The sequence below is a fragment of the Mesorhizobium sp. M2E.F.Ca.ET.209.01.1.1 genome (genome assembly GCF_004010375.2).
Classification (GTDB): Bacteria; Pseudomonadota; Alphaproteobacteria; order Rhizobiales; family Rhizobiaceae; genus Mesorhizobium.
The window spans coordinates 188,848-204,624 of record NZ_SADP02000012.1 but is presented as its reverse complement, the minus strand read 5'-3'; the positions used below and the strand labels follow the sequence as shown (position 1 = coordinate 204,624).

General features: G+C 65.6%; 12 protein-coding genes. 7 read left to right on the top strand and 5 right to left on the bottom strand.

Annotated elements, in window-relative coordinates; translation table 11 throughout:
- Window positions 1-125 precede the first annotated feature (125 nt).
- The 3 genes from EN852_RS22290 to argJ are packed head-to-tail and all read right to left on the bottom strand — an operon-like array spanning window position 126 to window position 2,565.
- Complete coding sequence (locus tag EN852_RS22290; protein ID WP_127877074.1) at window positions 126-548, bottom strand: (deoxy)nucleoside triphosphate pyrophosphohydrolase; 423 nt, start codon at window positions 546-548, stop codon at window positions 126-128.
- On the bottom strand, window positions 545-1,324 hold the full coding sequence (locus EN852_RS22285; protein WP_176480057.1) for a GNAT family N-acetyltransferase: 780 nt from the start codon (window positions 1,322-1,324) through the stop codon (window positions 545-547). Before EN852_RS22285 ends, EN852_RS22290 begins: the two co-directional genes overlap by 4 nt.
- Window positions 1,324-2,565 carry a bifunctional glutamate N-acetyltransferase/amino-acid acetyltransferase ArgJ gene (argJ, locus tag EN852_RS22280; protein WP_127877072.1) on the bottom strand — a complete coding sequence of 414 codons (1,242 nt, stop codon included), beginning with the start codon at window positions 2,563-2,565 and terminating at the stop codon, window positions 1,324-1,326. Before argJ ends, EN852_RS22285 begins: the two co-directional genes overlap by 1 nt.
- 188 nt (window positions 2,566-2,753) lie before the next feature.
- On the opposite strand from argJ, the gene EN852_RS22275 reads away from it, so the two are divergent.
- Window positions 2,754-3,350: a TetR/AcrR family transcriptional regulator gene (locus EN852_RS22275; RefSeq protein ID WP_127877070.1), complete on the top strand. Its 597-nt coding sequence runs from the start codon at window positions 2,754-2,756 to the stop codon at window positions 3,348-3,350.
- A 49-nt stretch (window positions 3,351-3,399) separates the two neighbouring features.
- Here EN852_RS22275 and EN852_RS22270 read toward each other — a convergent pair whose 3' ends face one another.
- Window positions 3,400-4,320 (bottom strand): peptidylprolyl isomerase, encoded by a 921-nt coding sequence (locus EN852_RS22270; protein ID WP_127877068.1) that lies wholly within the window; start codon window positions 4,318-4,320, stop codon window positions 3,400-3,402.
- 262 nt (window positions 4,321-4,582) lie between these two features.
- Here EN852_RS22270 and secA point away from each other — a divergent pair, with 262 nt between their 5' ends.
- Window positions 4,583-7,315, top strand: a complete 2,733-nt coding sequence (secA, locus tag EN852_RS22265) for a preprotein translocase subunit SecA (protein ID WP_127877066.1) — start codon at window positions 4,583-4,585, stop codon at window positions 7,313-7,315.
- Between the two features lie 199 nt (window positions 7,316-7,514).
- On the opposite strand, the gene EN852_RS22260 is transcribed toward secA, so the two are convergent.
- Window positions 7,515-10,100: a LuxR family transcriptional regulator gene (locus tag EN852_RS22260; protein ID WP_127877064.1), complete on the bottom strand. Its 2,586-nt coding sequence runs from the start codon at window positions 10,098-10,100 to the stop codon at window positions 7,515-7,517.
- A gap of 240 nt (window positions 10,101-10,340) precedes the next feature.
- On the opposite strand from EN852_RS22260, the gene EN852_RS22255 reads away from it, so the two are divergent.
- From EN852_RS22255 to EN852_RS22235, 5 genes are all read left to right on the top strand, one after another.
- Window positions 10,341-10,613 (top strand): DUF4242 domain-containing protein, encoded by a 273-nt coding sequence (locus EN852_RS22255; RefSeq protein ID WP_095817014.1) that lies wholly within the window; start codon window positions 10,341-10,343, stop codon window positions 10,611-10,613.
- Window positions 10,614-11,049: 436 nt separating this feature from the next.
- Entirely contained in the window at window positions 11,050-11,496 is a 447-nt protein-coding gene (locus tag EN852_RS22250; RefSeq protein ID WP_246694350.1) for a hypothetical protein, read from the top strand.
- Between the two features lie 318 nt (window positions 11,497-11,814).
- Window positions 11,815-13,218, top strand: a complete 1,404-nt coding sequence (locus EN852_RS22245) for a lipopolysaccharide biosynthesis protein (RefSeq protein WP_127877060.1) — start codon at window positions 11,815-11,817, stop codon at window positions 13,216-13,218.
- Entirely contained in the window at window positions 13,218-14,498 is a 1,281-nt protein-coding gene (locus EN852_RS22240; RefSeq protein ID WP_127877058.1) for a GNAT family N-acetyltransferase, read from the top strand. Before EN852_RS22245 ends, EN852_RS22240 begins: the two co-directional genes overlap by 1 nt.
- Before the next feature lie 69 nt (window positions 14,499-14,567).
- Entirely contained in the window at window positions 14,568-15,728 is a 1,161-nt protein-coding gene (locus tag EN852_RS22235) for a YncE family protein (protein WP_127877056.1), read from the top strand.
- Window positions 15,729-15,777: the final 49 nt, after the last annotated feature.

Below are 15,777 nucleotides of genomic sequence, written 5' to 3'. Positions count from 1 at the left end.
CCGCGCGAAACGGCCTCGGGCAATTTTTCACGTCGAGATAAATCTTCCATTAACGCTGGCTAAAGCAGCCCCGGAAAATGACGCTTCCGGCAAATGGTGAACGACCGCGAAAATAGGTCGCGAAATTACAGCAGGTCGATGAGGAACTGGATCAGCGGTGCGTCGGCCGGCGGCATCGGGTAGTCGCGCATCTGCCGCGGCCTCACCCATTTCAACCCCTGCCCTTCCCTGGGCTGCGCGATCCCGCGAAAGCGGCGGCAGACATAAAGCGGCATCAGCAGATGGAAGTCGTCATAGGAATGGCTGGCGAAGGTGAGGGGCGCCAGGCACGGAATCTCGGTCTCGATGCCGAGCTCCTCATGCAGCTCGCGGACCAGGCACTCCTCAGGCGTCTCGCCGGGCTCGACCTTGCCGCCCGGGAACTCCCACAGGCCTGCAAGCTGCTTGCCTTCGGGGCGCTGCGCCAGGAGCACGCGCCGGTCGGTATCGACCAGCGCGCAGGCGGCGACCAGCAGCAGGCGCTTTCCGGCTGGCTTGATCTCGCTCATGCGCCCGGCGGCCGTCGATAGTGGTAGCGGTAGACTTCCTCGAAGCCGAGCGACCGGTAGAGCGAGAGCGCCGGCGCATTGCCGGCCTCGACCTGCAGCCAGGCCTCGCGCGCGCCGCGCAGCCGCGCCCATTTCAGCGCCGACAGGATGAGATTGCTGCCATGGCCCTGTTTGCGCGCCGATTTTTCGGTGGCGACCTCGAACAGGCCGGCGAGATCGCCATCATGGACACAGATCAGCGTCGCCAGCGGCTCATTGCCGTCCTCCAGCGCGAACAACCCAGCTTCGGGCTGGATGGCGCCGATAACCTCGGACAGGCCGGGCCGCAGCGAGGCATCCGAGCCGCTGGTTCTCAACGACGCGCCGATGAAGCGGCTGATGTCCTTGAGCGGTATCTGGTCCATGGCCGCGCCGAGCTCGAGGTCCTTCAACGGCAGCCGCATGACCATGGATTCGTCGAACCTGTTCCAGCCGGCCTTGTCGAGATGCGTGGACAGCACCTGCCCCGACAGCGGCGACATGCGAAAGGTCAGCGGCCTGCCATAGGCATCGAAGCGGCGCGCGGCGCGGCCGATGCGCTCCTCGATGGCGTGCGTGTCGCCCGGATCGAGCGGATTGACCGAGTTGAGCCGCTTGGCGGGGTGCCCGGCGGTCAGCCGCACCACCCAGGTGCCGTCATAGTGGACGGCCGCCGCCGGCCAGGCGCGAAAGCCCGCCGCCTCGTAGCGGCGAACGACTGCCAGCACGCTTGCCGGATGCCTGGACACCGGCGCCATCAGCTCCGGTAGTCGCCGTTGATGGCGACATATTCCTTGGTGAGGTCGCAGGTCCACACCGTCGCCTTGCCCCGGCCGATGCCGATATCGGCGCGGATGCGGATGTCGTCGCGCTTCATGTAGGCAGACGTCGCTTCCTCCGAATAGGCCGGATCGCGCTCGCCCTCATGCGCCAGGCGGTTGTCGCCGAACCAGATCGACAGCCGGTCGCGGTCTGCCGGCTCGCCGGCCTTGCCGACGGCCATGACGACGCGGCCCCAATTGGCGTCCTCGCCGGCGACGGCTGTCTTGACCAGCGGCGAATTGGCGATCGACAGCGCGATCCGCTTGGCCGAACGCGCCGACTTGGCGCCGGTCACCGTGACCTCGACCTGCTTGCGCGCGCCCTCGCCGTCGCGCACGACTTGCAGCGCCAGCGACTTCAACACCTTGCCGAGCGCCCGTCGGAACGCGCCGAGCCGCGCGTCCTTGGCATCGCTGATCGCCGGCGCGCCGCGCGCGGCGGCCTTGCCGGTGGCGAAGATGAGCAGCGTGTCGCTGGTCGAGGTATCGCTGTCGACGGTCACCGCGTTGAAGGTCTTGGCCGTGCCGCGCGACAACAGATCCTGCAGCACGGGCGCCGCGATCGGCGCGTCGGTGGCGATGAAGGAAAGCATTGTCGCCATGTCGGGCGCGATCATGCCGGCGCCCTTGGCGATGCCGTTGATGGTCACGTCGGTATCGCCGAGCTTGACCGTCGCCGTCGCCACCTTCGGATAGGTGTCGGTGGTCATGATAGCCTTTGCCGCCTCGGTCCACAGATCGGGCTTTCCGTCCTTGACCAGGCCGGTGAGCAGATGGCTGAATTTGGTGGTGTCGAGCGGCTCGCCGATAACGCCGGTCGAGGCCAGGAACACCTCGCTCTCGGAACATCCCGCGGCCTTGGCCGCCGCCTCGCCGGTCAGCGCGGTCGAGGCCTTGCCCTTCTTGCCGGTGAAGGCGTTGGCATTGCCGGAATTGACCACCAGCACGCGCGCCTTGCCGGCGGGCAGGTTCTGGCGGCAGAAGTCGACCGGCGCCGACGGGCATTTCGACCTGGTAAACACGCCGGCGACAGCCGTGCCCGGATCGAAGACCATGGCGAGCAGGTCGGTTCTGTTCCGGTATTTGATGCCCGCTTCGGCAGTCGCGATGCGCACACCCTCGATGACCGGCATCTTGGGATATTTCTTCGGTGCGAGCGGCGAGATCGTAGCGGACATCGGAACCCCGGAACGGCAATAAAGCGAAAGGAAGGCCGGTTTGCCCGATAGCGCGTCCCGGCGCAAGGGGCGTTCTGGCCACGCCTGATCGCCCCGGCTGAAGGGCTCGCGGTCTGAAACGGATCGTTTCGTTTCACCCGCGAAGCCAATATGATCGGCGGCAAATTCACCGGCTAAGGAAGACTGGAATGGGCGAGGCCGCCGCTCGCGGGCGCAAGTCGATCGGCGCAAAGCGCAATCCCGAGAGCGCCGACGCCATTGTCGAGGCGGCCGAGGCGGTGCTGCGCGAGGCGGGTTACGCAGGCTTCTCGATCGAGGCCGTCGCCCGGCGGGCGCGGGCGGGAAAGCCGACCATCTATCGCTGGTGGCCGAGCAAGGCGGCGCTGCTGATCGAGGTCTACCAGCGCCAGAAGCATGTCGAGACGCCGGACACGGGAAACGTCGAGGATGATCTTGCCGGCTTCCTCGAGAATCTGTTCGCGCATTGGCGCGACACCCCGTCCGGCAACATCTACCGCTCACTGATTGCCGAGGCACAGTCGGACGAGACGGCCGCGGCCGCGCTTGCCGAGTACTCGAAAGGGCGCCGCAGCCACACGGGCCTGATGATCGAGCGCGCCAAGGCGCGCGGCGAGGTGGCGGCCGATGTCGATGCCGGGATCGTCGCCGACCTGATCGCGTCCTACGCCTGGCGGCATCTGTTGAGCAACCGCCTCGGCGAAGACGAGGCGGCGATCCGCGCGGCCGTGCGCTATGTGGTGCGAGGGATAGCCCCCGCCCGATAACGAAAGGGCGCCCGAAGGCGCCCTTTGCAAACTGTCGGCCGGCGGCGGATTACTTGCCGGCTTCCAGCGTATCGATGTCCTTCTTGAGCTTCTCGTCCGGAATCTCGACCTTGGCTGACGCGCGCAGCTCCTTGACCATGGCGAAATACTTGTCGCGGATCACCGCCTGCTTGGCCTGGTCCTTGACGTCGTCGAAGGCCGGCGGCTGCTTGGCGCGCTTGTCCTCGAGCTTGATGACGTGCCAGCCGAACTGCGTCTGCACCGGCTCCTTGGTGTACTTGCCGACGTCGAGCGCGAAGGCCGCCTTGTCGAATTCCGGCACCATCTGCCCCGGTCCGAACCAGCCCAGATCGCCGCCACTGGTTTTGCCCGAGGGGTCGTTGGTGTGTTCGTTGGCGAGCTTCTGGAAGTCGGCGCCGCCGTCGAGCTGCTTGATGATCGCCTCGGCCTCTTCCTTCGTCTTCACGAGGATGTGACGCGCATGCACTTCATTGACCGGCGGCGTGTTGGCGATCTCCTGGTCGTAGCGGGCACGCACTTCGGCGTCCGTGACCTTGTCGACCACTTCCTTCTCGACGACCTCGCCATGCAGCGCGCGCGCCTGCAGGAAAGCCATGCGGCGCTGGAAGTCGGGATCCTTGTCAAGGCCGCTGTCGACCGCCTTCTTGGCCATGACGCGGATTTCGATCGCCGCCGAAAGGGCGGCCGCGCGGCGCTGATCGGGCGGCAATTGCGCGAATTGCTGCGAAAGTTCGCCTTCGGCGAGCTGCAGATCGGCCTCGGTCAGCTTCTCGCCATTGATGGTGGCGACCACGGCATTGGGATCGACCGGCGCGGCGGGAGCGGCGGCAGGCGCGGCGGCATCCGCGGGCTTGGTCTCCTGCGCCATCAGCGGCGACAGGCAGAGAGCCGAGAGCCCGAAGGCCAGACCGAGGCTGGCGAGCGAGGCGCGGCGGAACGACAGGGACATCAAGATAACTCCAATGGGATTGCCAATGAGGATCGCGTGAGCGGAAGGGTTCCAGATCAGTCGAATTGTGGCGGAATTTGGCGCTGCCCATAGGGCTAACGCGGCGTTGACATCGATTGAGCCCCCTCTTATCTGTCCAACGACTTGGCGTCCAGAACCGTTTTCCGGGCGCTTTTTGCGTTTGTCCGCATTCACGCGGATTTGATGGGCCCGCCAGGCGCCTGTCGCAAACGGCCAAAATTGCTATCGAAAGGACCATTGGATGGTCAGTCTCGGCGGTCTCGCCCGTAAGGTTTTCGGTTCCTCCAACGACCGGCGCGTCAAGTCGACCCGGCCCAGGGTGGAAGCCATCAACGCCATGGAAAACGAGATGCGAGCGCTTTCCGACGCCGAGCTCGCCGGACGCACGCAGAAATTCCGCCAGGATATCGCCAACGGCGCTTCGCTCGACGACCTGCTGGTCCCAGCCTTCGCCACGGTGCGCGAAGCCGCCCGCCGCGTGCTTGGCATGCGGCCTTTCGACGTCCAGTTGATCGGCGGCATGGTGCTGCACAATGGCGGCATCGCCGAGATGCGCACCGGCGAGGGCAAGACCCTGGTCGCCACCTTGCCCGTCTATCTCAATGCGCTCGCCGGCAAGGGCGTGCATGTCGTTACCGTCAACGACTACCTCGCCAAGCGCGACGCCGAATGGATGGGCCGCGTCTACAAATTCCTCGGCCTGACCGTCGGCATCATCGTCCACGGCCTTTCCGACGACGAGCGCCGCGAGGCCTATGCCTGCGACGTCACCTACGCCACCAACAACGAGCTCGGCTTCGACTATCTGCGCGACAACATGAAGTATGAGCGCTCGCAGATGGTGCAGCGCGGCCATTCCTACGCCATCGTCGACGAGGTCGATTCCATCCTGGTCGACGAAGCCCGCACGCCGCTGATCATTTCCGGTCCGCTCGAGGACCGCTCGGAAATGTACAACACCATCGACGCCTTCATGCTGAAGCTCGGCCCGGCCGACTACGAGGTCGACGAGAAGCAGAAGACGACGATCTTCACCGAGGAAGGCACCGAGAAGCTGGAAAACATGCTGACCGCGGCCGGCTTGTTGAAGGGCGAGTCGCTCTACGACGTCGAGAACGTCGCCATCGTCCATCACGTCAACAATGCGCTGAAGGCGCATCTGTTGTTCCAGAAGGACCGCGATTACATCGTGCGCAACGGCGAGATCGTCATCATCGACGAGTTCACCGGCCGCATGATGCCCGGCCGCCGCTATTCGGAAGGCCTGCACCAGGCGCTCGAGGCCAAGGAGCATGTGCAGATCCAGCCGGAGAACCAGACGCTGGCCTCCGTCACCTTCCAGAACTATTTCCGCCTCTACAAGAAGCTCGCCGGCATGACCGGCACGGCGCTGACCGAGGCCGAGGAATTCGCCAACATCTACAATCTCGAGGTCACCGAGATCCCGACCAACCTGCCGGTCGCCCGCAAGGACGAGGACGACGAGGTCTACCGGACGGTCGACGAGAAATACAAGGCGATCGTCAAGGAAATCAAAGACGCGCGCGAGCGTGGCCAGCCGATCCTGGTCGGCACCACCTCGATCGAGAAATCCGAGCAGCTGGCCGAGCGCTTGCGCAAGGAAGGCATCAAGGACTTCGAAGTGCTGAACGCCCGCCACCATGAGCGCGAGGCGTCCATCGTCGCCCAGGCCGGCAAGCCCGGCGCCATCACCATCGCCACCAACATGGCCGGCCGCGGCACCGACATCAAGCTCGGCGGCAATGCCGAGATGCGCATCGCCGAGGAGCTTGGCGACATGCCGGCCGGCCCCGAGCGCGAGGCGCGGGAGAAGGCCATCATCGACGATGTCGAGCGCCTGAAGGAAAAGGCGCTGGCCGCCGGCGGCCTTTACGTTCTGGCCACCGAGCGCCACGAATCGCGCCGCATCGACAACCAGCTGCGTGGCCGCTCCGGCCGTCAGGGCGACCCCGGCCGCTCGAAATTCTTCCTGTCGCTGCAGGACGACCTTATGCGCATCTTCGGCTCCGAGCGCATGGACGGCATGCTGCAGAAGCTCGGCCTCAAGGAAGACGAGGCGATCATCCATCCCTGGATCAACAAGGCGCTCGAAAAAGCGCAGAAGAAGGTCGAGGCGCGCAACTTCGACATCCGCAAGAACCTTTTGAAATATGACGACGTCTCGAACGACCAGCGCAAGGTGGTGTTCGAGCAGCGCATCGAGCTGATGGACGGCGAAGGCCTCTCGGAGACGATCACCGAGATGCGTGAAGGCGTGATCGACGAGATCGTCGCCAAGAACATCCCCGAAAACGCCTATGCCGAGCAATGGAACGTCGCCGGCCTCAAGGAGGAAGTGGCGCAGTACCTCAATCTCGACCTGCCGATCGAGGAATGGGTCAAGGAAGAGGGCATCGCCGAGGACGATATCCGGGAGCGCATCGCGGCCGCGGCCGACGCCGCCGCCAAGGAGCGCGCCGACCGCTTCGGCCCCGACGTGATGAATTACGTCGAGCGTTCAGTGGTCCTGCAGACGCTCGATCATCTGTGGCGCGAGCATATCGTCAATCTCGACCATCTGCGCTCGGTCGTCGGCTTCCGCGGCTACGCCCAGCGCGACCCGCTGCAGGAATACAAGAGCGAGGCCTTCGAGCTGTTCCAGGGCATGCTCGGCAATTTGCGCCAGGCTGTCACCGCGCAGCTGATGCGCGTCGAGCTGGTGCGCCAGGCGGCCGACGCGCCGCCGCCCGAAACGCCCGAGATGTTCGGCAGCCACATCGACGGCTCCACCGGCGAGGACGATTTCCAGGGCGGCGAGACCGCGCTTCTCATGCGTCAGGACACCACCGCCGTCGTCGCGCCGGAAAACCGCGACCCGAAGAACCCGGCGACCTGGGGCAAGATCGGCCGCAACGAAGCGTGCCCCTGCGGCTCCGGCAAGAAATACAAGCACTGCCACGGCGCCTTCGCCTGACCCCTCTTCCTTCTCCCCCTTGCGGGGGTGAGGAGGGGTCCGCGCAGCGGAACGAAAAGCCAATTGCTTGGCTTTTCGAACGACGAACGCCCGGAGCGATAGCGAAGGGCCGGTTGGTGCCCGAAGGGCGGATGAGGGGCAGCGCCAGCGCTGGCGATTACCGCAGATCGTCTGGTTCGGGCTTCCTGTCAGCTGAACCTTACACCAGCCCCGACGCGCGCGCCGCGGCCGCCGCTTCGCCGCGCGAGACGGCTTCAAGTTTCCCGAGCACCGCTGAAACATGGTGGTCGACCGTCTTCGGCGAGATGGTCAGATGCGCGGCGATCTTCTTGTTTGAGAAGCCTCGCTCGATCAACTGCAGGACCTCCATCTGGCGCTGCGTGAGGCCGGCCTGGTTGGCGCGCGTCGCCTGCCTCGGACCTCTGGCAATGCGACTCACCCCGCTCTGCCGCAGCAGGCCGCGCACGTGCTGCGCCACCGGTCTTGCGCCCAGCGCCTCGAAAATGTCCAGTGCTTCACGCCGCGCGGCCTCGTCGCCCTGCAGCAAGGCAAGCGCTCGTTCGAAAGGGGCGCCCATACTTGTCCAAAGCGCAGCGGCGGCGCGCCAGTCGCCAACCAGTTGCAGGCGGTGCGGCTCGGCCATGCCCTCGGTCTCGCCGGGATCGCTTTCAGGCGACAAAAGCCGCCGCCAGGTCGCCAGCTCGCCCAACACCGCCCGCGTCGGCGCGAGGCCTTCGGCAAGGGCGATCAGACGCAGCGCTTCATCCCTGTCGCCGTCGCCCAGCCACGCCAGCTCGGCCATCACCCCGGCAAAAGGCACAAGCCGTTGCAGCTCCATGCCCTTGTGCAGGAACCGCCTCATCTCTTCCACGATCGGCTCGGCCGACGGATCGCCGCGGCGGATGCGCAATCTCGCCAGGGCCACCAGCGATGGATAGCGTACCAGCGGCGTCGTTGCTTCATCGTCGACAACCTCATGCGCCGTCGCCGCGGCATCGTCCCAGAGGCCGAGCCTCAGCAGAAGCTGCGCCTGCACGCCGCGCATGTAATCGCGCCATGTCGCGAGATCGTTCTCGACGCAATAGGCAATGCCGCGATCCAGGAACGACGCCGCCTCCTTGAAGTTGAGCCTGTTCATCTCGACGCAGGCGCAGTTGGTGAAGGCGCGCGCAGCGTGTTCCTGGAAGTTTCCCGACAATGCGATTCCCAGGCTGCGGGCGAGATCGCGCCGCCCTTTGGTGAAATCCAGCCATTGTCCGGCGGCGCCGACATTGTTCAGCGCATGACACAGAATATCCGGCCGGTTGAGCCGCTCCGCCAGCTCGACCGCCCTGCCGCCGAGCGAAAGCGTGTCCTCGAGCCGCTCGGCGAGCATCGCCAGCTGCGAGAGGTTCGAGTAGGCCATCGCCAGCTCGGCGCTGTCGGGAGCGGTCTCCAGAAGCTCCACCGCCTTCTCGCCGAAACGGTCCGCGGCCGCGCGATCGCCAAGCAGGTAGGCGAAGCGCGACAGGCACCTGAGGCTGTCGCCTTCCTTGACACGGTCGCCCAACGCCTGGCGCAACTGGCGCGCCCGGCCCTGCGCCTCCATTGCCGCGTCGACGCGGCCGATCAAGTGGCACTCGAAGGCGTGGCCTTCATAGAGCTCGGCTCGCTTCTCGACCGGCAGCATATCCGCGTAGCGCAGGGCAACTTCGTAATAGCCCACCGCGTCGCGATGCGCGCCGACCCGCGAAGCCTCGCGCGCCGCGTCCGGCGCGAGCTCCCGCACCACGTCCAGGTTCTGCGCTTCCACGGCATGGTGCACCAGTCTTGCGGTGGCCACTTGCGGGTTTTGGCGCAAGGCCGCCAGGGCGCGTTCATTGTATTCGCGCCGTTTGCTCGGCGTCAGCGCCATCTCGATCGCCGTGCGGGCGATCTCGTGCCGGAAGGCATAGCCGTCGCCGAAATCCTCGAGCAACCCGCTGGCGACGCATTCAGCGAGCTGACCGGCGGCGGCAATCCCGCAAAGGCCACTCAGCGCCCAAGCGTCGGCGCGGCGCGGAAACACCGAGACGGCGTCGAGCATCGAGCGCGCGCCAGGCGACAGTTTTTCGGCGCGCGCCAGCACGGCGTCACGCACGCTCGCCGGCAATGCGCCATCGCCTTCGGCGGCGAGCAGCTCGGTGACGAAGAAGGCGTTGCCGGCGCTCGCCCGGTAAATTGCGTTGCCGTCGCGCTTGGCGGTTGCGGCGAGCGAGAGCACGGCGCTTTCGCTGAGCAGCGGCACGTCGATACGCACGGCATTGCCGGCCGGGATCTCGCCGAGCGCCCGGCGCACGCGCATCTGCCCTTCGCTGCGGTCGGTCCGCGCCGTGATCAGAAGCAGGATGTGGGTGTTTGCGATGCGCCGGCCGAGGAAGCGCACGAAATCGAGCGTCGCGTCATCGGCCCAGTGCAGGTCTTCGATGACGAGCACGCTCGGGCCCTTTGCCTCGAAGACGTCGAGCGCCTCGGAAAACAAGGGCAGCCGCTGCACCTGGCGGTCGTCGATCGCTCGCGGCAGTTCCCACTGCGCGTTGCGGGCCAGGTCGTGAAGCGGCCCCAGCGGGTCCGGAATGGACAGGTCCTCGCAGGCGCTGCGCAGCACGGATGGGCCATCATCCAGTCGGCTCGCGAACGCCTCGACCAGCGCCGTCTTGCCGGCGCCGGCCTCGCCCGAGACGACCACGACGCGGCCACGGCCTCCTGTTGCATCCGCCAACAAGGCATCCATCTGCTGCAGCTGCGGCTGCCGTTCCAGAAGCATGATCGCACTCTCGCGAAATCGGAATTCCATCACGGCGGGTCGCCGCCGCGATAGCGTGGGAAACGGCACCGAAATGTGACTTCCCACACATTCCAGTGCCATCTTCCACATAAAACGTTCCAAAGATAGGGAATCGTCCCGGCCAATATGGGGAATGGCTCCGATGCGCGGTCTTTGCCGAAATGGTGGGATGGCCTTGCTCGAAACGAACCTAACCCAATCACGAAAGGAACGACGATCGTGCCTCGCTATCTCGTTGAACGCACTTTCCCGGAAGGCCTGAACGTACCGATGAACGATGCCGGCGCCACCGCGATGGGCGGCGTCATCGCCCGTAATGCCGAAAAAGGCGTGACCTGGGTGCAATCCTTCGTCTCGCCCGACAAGGGTAAGAGTTTCTGCATCTACGACGCGCCCTCGCCGGAGGCGATCCGCAGCACCGCGCAGAAGAATTCGCTTCCCGTCGACAAGATCACGGAGGTGCGGGTCCTCGACCCCTACTTTTATCGCTGATTGGGCGGACCGTGTCGGGCAGATCAGTCCCGCCGCCGGCGGACCTGATGCCGTGCCGGACAGCGAGAGTCTATCCGCCGCGGCGGATTACCTCCCGCCACGGCGCGGCTACATGCGACGGGCCTTGTCGGCGCTGCTTTCGCCGTTGCGAAACCGGCGCCGGCTTCTGCCGCCTCGGGATGATTACCTGAGACGCGATATCGGCCTCGATGAGCGGGAAATGCCGCGCGAATACTGGGAATATTGGTGGCTTCACCGCTGATCCCGAAGCGTCGGGACCGGCGACCATCCCTTTTACCGACAGGCGCCGCCGGCATGCGGAGTTGGCTTTGACCGGCCGACTCCCGCCGCTCGCGCGCCTCAACTGGAGAGACAAATGAGCATTCACATCCTGACTCGATGCGCCATCGGCGCCTCCGCCTCGATCATCCTGCTGATGGCGGGCGCCGCCACGGCGGAAACCGTCAACCCGCTCGCCGAAAAGGTGCGGGCGCTCGACAGCCGCTTCGAGGACATCGCGGTGGCGAAGGCCGAAGGCTACGCGCCGATCCCCTGCGCCAGCGGCCTCACCGGCGGCGCCATGGGCATACACTACGTCAACGCCACCTATCTGAAGGACGAAGCCGTCGACGTCGCCAAGCCGGAAGCCGTCATGTACGAGCCGATGGCGGACGGCACGCTGAAGTTGATCGCGGTCGAATACATCACGTCGAAAGGCCCGGCCTCGCTCGAAGGCCATCTCTTCAACTTCAACACCGCGCCCAACCGCTACGGCCTCGGCCCGTTCTACGAGCTGCATGTCTGGGCCTGGAAGCAGAACCCGACCGGCGCCTTCGCCGACATGAACCCGAACGTCTCGTGCGACGCGATGAAGGCGATGTGACGCCTTTTCCTTCTCCCCGTTTCACGGGGAGAAGGTGGCCCGAAGGGCCGGATGAGGGGCGGCGCCGGCGATTGCGACTTGCCGCCCCTCGTAATCTGACAGAGGATGGCCACTTCAGTTTAGGAGCCCCCTCCCGCAAAGAGGCTCTTCGAGACGCGATTCACCCCAAATTTCCAAGGCCGGCGCTGCCCCTCATCCGCCTGCCGGCACCTTCTCCCCGTTTAGTGACGGGGAGAAGGAAGCACCCCACCCACCCTTTCTTAAGGTGTTTCGGATAGACCCGAGCGCTGGAAAAAGGCGGAAAACGGAGAGTTGTGGGTGCGCTTTTCCGCGGCAACGACTGCCGGGCGGCTCTTGCCGCAGCGCTGGGCGCTGCGCATCATGCCGCTGCTTGGCCGCATCGATGCCGTCCTCTTCACCGCCGATGCGCGCGGCGAAGCCGGGCGCATGTCGCTGATCGCCTTTTCCATCCGCATCATCAGCGCCTTCATCGCCTTTGTCAGCCAGGTGCTGATGGCGCGCTGGATGGGGTCGTTCGAATACGGCATCTCGGTGCTGGTCTGGGTGACGATGGTCATCGTCGGCAACCTCGCCTGCCTTGGCTTCCACACCTCCGTCATCCGTTTCATTCCGGAGTATCGTGAGCGCGGCATGCTTGCCGAGCTGCGCGGCATCGTGCTTGCCAGCCGCCTGTTCGTGCTCGTCGCCTCGACGCTGATCGCCGGCTTCGGCGCCCTTGGCGTGTGGCTAGCCTCAGACTGGATCGAGAACTACTACGTCATCCCTTTCATCCTCGGCGTCATCTGCCTGCCGATGATCGCGCTCGGCGATCTCCTGCAAGGGCTGGCGCGCGCCAATTCCTGGGCGCTGCTGGCGCTGTCGCCGACCTATCTGGTGCGCCCGGTGCTGATCCTGGCGTTCATGGCGCTGATGCTTGGCATGCACTATGTGCCCGACGCAAAGACTGCGATCTTCGCCTCGATCGCCGCCACTTATGTCACCACGCTCGGCCAGCTGATGGCCGTCACCTCGCGCATGGACAAGAAAGTCCCGGCCGGGCCGATGACGGTGCATTTCGGCCAGTGGATCCTCGTCTCGCTGCCGATCTTCCTGGTCGAGAGCTTCTTCTTCCTGCTCACCAATGCCGACGTGCTGATGGTGGGCGCCTACCTCCCGCCCAACGATGTCGCCGTCTATTTCGCGACGGTGAAGACGCTGGCGCTGGTGCATTTCGTCTATTTCGCGGTCAAGGCCGGCGTTGCCCAGCGCTACGCGCAGTTCACCCATGGTGAGCCGGACAGGCTCGCCGCCTTCGCCCGCGAAACTGTCTCCTGGACCTTCTGGCCTTCGCTTTTGATGGCGCTGCTGGTGCTGGCGCTGGGCGAGCCGATGCTGGTGCTGTTCGGTCCCGAATTCACCGCCGGCTATCCGCTGCTCTTCCTGCTGGTGCTGGGCGTCGTGGCGCGCGCCGCGGTCGGCCCCTGCGAAAGCCTGCTCACCATGAGCGGCAACCAGAACATCTGCGCCGCCGTCTACGCCATGACGCTCGCCCTCAACATCGGCCTCAACGTGCTGCTGATCCCGCTGTTCGGCCTCTGGGGCGCGGCGATGGCAACGAGCCTCGCCATGGTCTTCGAGGCCAGCGCGCTCTCCTTCACCGTCTGGCGCAAGCTCGGCATCGTGATGGCGATCTTCGTGCCTTCAAAGAAGGAAATTGCCTGATGGCCGCCGTCCCGTTGCTCGAAGAGACCAGCGGCGGCCCCGCCGGCGCCATGGTCTCCAACCTTGCCGGCCTGGCGCGCGAGGTCGACCCGGCCCATATCGAGCTCTTCGCCAGCAACAGGCCGGAGCGCAAGCTCGCCATCTACCCGGCCTCGGCCGGCTTCGACCTCGTCGAGGAACTCGACTATCTCAGCGCCCGCACAGCCGAGCCCAACGTCTTCTTCAACCCGCGTTTCCTGGCGCCGGCGATGCCCCGGCTGGAGGACCGCGAGGTGCGGCTGGCCGTCATCCGCGACGGCGACGAATACCGCAACCGGCTGCGCCTTCTGGTGCCGTTCTCGGTCGAGCGGCCGGCGATCCCGCTCGGCATTCCGGTGATGCGCACATGGTCGAGCCCGTTCGGCCCGCTCGGCACGCCGCTGGTCGACCGCGACGATCCCATCGGCGTCATCGAGGATTTCTTCTCGATGCTGTCGCGGCCGCATCTCAAGCTGCCTAGGGTCTTTGTGCTGCCCGACATGCGCCTCGACGGTCCGGTGGCGAGCCTGCTCACCTCCTTCGCTGACAGCCGCGGCCTGACCCTGGTGACCACCGGCAAGGTCGAGCGTCCGGTTCTGGAGAGCGAGGCCGACGGCGAGGATTACCTCAAGGCGTCGCTGCGTTCGCATCACTATCGCGAATTCCGCCGGCTGAAGCGGCGCCTCGCCGACCACGGCAAGCTGGAGCACATCGTGGCGCGTGGACCGGACGAGATCCGCCACGCCATCGAAAGCTTCCTGACGCTGGAAGCGGCCGGCTGGAAAGGCCGCGAGCGCACCGCCATGGCGATCGACCGCTACCGCGCCGCCTTCGCCCGCGAGGCCGTGCACCGGCTGGCCGAGCAGGACATGTGCCGCATCCACATGCTGACGCTCGACGGCCGCAACATCGCCTGCCTGGTGGTTTTCGTCGAGGCCGGCGTCGCCTACACCTGGAAGACGGCCTATGACGAGGCGCTCTCGGCCTATTCGCCGGGCACGCTGCTGATGATCGAGGTGACCAAGCAGCATCTCGACGATCCCAACATCGTCATGACCGATTCCTGCGCGGTTCCGGACCATCCCGTGATGAGCCGTCTGTGGAGCGAGCGCAAGCCGATGGGCACGCTGGTGGTCGGGCTGACGCCGGACGCCGACCGGCTGGCCCGCCAGGCGGCCTCGCAGCTGCACCTCTACCGCGAGACCCGCAACATGGCGCGCATCCTGCGCAACCGCATGCGGAGCCTGTTGAAAAGGCGCTAGATCAACGGCGGGACACAAGCTATGGGTCCGGGCGGGGAATATCGGGCGGGCCTTCACGAAACCATCCAGATGATCAGAAGTCTTTTGCGTCACACCAGTTTCCGTGCGGCCCTGCTGCTGCTTGCGCTGATGCCCATGCGCGCCTTGGCCGGCTCCTGCCCCGAAGACTGCAGCGAGCCCCCGCCGCCCGCCGTCAACATCTACAAACACACCGCCGTCGGTCATCTGAGCCCCGTGACCACCGGGTCGCTGCCGCGCGTCTATGTGCCCAACCGCTCCTCCAACAGCGTCTCGGTGATCGACAGCGTGACGCTCAAGGAAGTCGACCGCTTCAATGTCGGCAGCAAGCCGCAGCACGTCGTGCCGTCCTGGGATTTGAAGACGCTCTGGGTCGCCAACAACGGTACCGGCAAAAATGGCAGCCTGACGCCGATCGACCCGATGACGGCCAAGCCCGGCCAGCAGGTCCCGGTCGACGACCCCTACAATCTCTATTTCATGCCCGACGGCAGCGCCGCCATCGTCGTCGACGAAGCAATGCAGCAGCTCGATTTCCGCGACCCGCACACCATGGCGCTGATATCGAGCCTGCCGACGCCGACCTGCCCCGGCATCAACCATGCCGATTTTTCGGTCGACGGCTCCTATGCGATCTTCACCTGCGAATATGGCGATGGCGGACTGGCCAAGATCGACCTGAAGAATCAGAAAGTGCTGGGCCACCTCGACCTGTCCAAGATGGGCATGCCGCAGGACATCCGCCTGTCGCCCGACGGCAAGGTCTTCTACGTCGCCGACATGATGAATGACGGCGTGTTCCTGATCGACGGCGACAGTTTCAGGGAGATCGGCTTCATCCCGACCGGCATCGGCACGCATGGCTTCGTCGTCAGCCGCGACGGCAAGCGGCTCTATGTCTCGAACCGCGGATCGCACAAGATGGAGCAGGGCAAGGCCAAGGGTCCGGGCAGCGTGACGGTGATCGACTTCGCCACCCGCGCCGTGGTCGCGCAATGGCCGATCCCCGGCGGCGGCAGCCCCGACATGGGCAATGTCAGCGCCGACGGCAGGCAGCTATGGCTCTCCGGCCGCTTCGACAGCGAAGCCTATATGATCGACACGACGAGCGGCGCGGTGACGAAGATCCGCGTCGGCGTCGAGCCGCATGGGCTGACGGTGTGGCCGCAGCCGGGGCGGTACTCGCAGGGGCATACGGGAAATATGCGGTAAGGCGCTTCCTCCTGCGGAGTCCCAGACCTTGGAGCGCCCTTCAGGCGCT

Coding starts and splice junctions, on each gene's coding strand:
- EN852_RS22260 (WP_127877064.1), bottom strand. CDS start 10,100: ATGCTTCTGGAACGGCAGCCGCAGCTGCAGCAGATGGATGCCTTGTTG.
- EN852_RS22270 (WP_127877068.1), bottom strand. CDS start 4,320: ATGTCCCTGTCGTTCCGCCGCGCCTCGCTCGCCAGCCTCGGTCTGGCC.
- secA (WP_127877066.1), top strand. CDS start 4,583: ATGGTCAGTCTCGGCGGTCTCGCCCGTAAGGTTTTCGGTTCCTCCAAC.
- EN852_RS22240 (WP_127877058.1), top strand. CDS start 13,218: ATGGCCGCCGTCCCGTTGCTCGAAGAGACCAGCGGCGGCCCCGCCGGC.
- EN852_RS22290 (WP_127877074.1), bottom strand. CDS start 548: ATGAGCGAGATCAAGCCAGCCGGAAAGCGCCTGCTGCTGGTCGCCGCC.
- argJ (WP_127877072.1), bottom strand. CDS start 2,565: ATGTCCGCTACGATCTCGCCGCTCGCACCGAAGAAATATCCCAAGATG.
- EN852_RS22250 (WP_246694350.1), top strand. CDS start 11,050: ATGGCGGGCGCCGCCACGGCGGAAACCGTCAACCCGCTCGCCGAAAAG.
- EN852_RS22275 (WP_127877070.1), top strand. CDS start 2,754: ATGGGCGAGGCCGCCGCTCGCGGGCGCAAGTCGATCGGCGCAAAGCGC.
- EN852_RS22235 (WP_127877056.1), top strand. CDS start 14,568: ATGATCAGAAGTCTTTTGCGTCACACCAGTTTCCGTGCGGCCCTGCTG.
- EN852_RS22285 (WP_176480057.1), bottom strand. CDS start 1,324: ATGGCGCCGGTGTCCAGGCATCCGGCAAGCGTGCTGGCAGTCGTTCGC.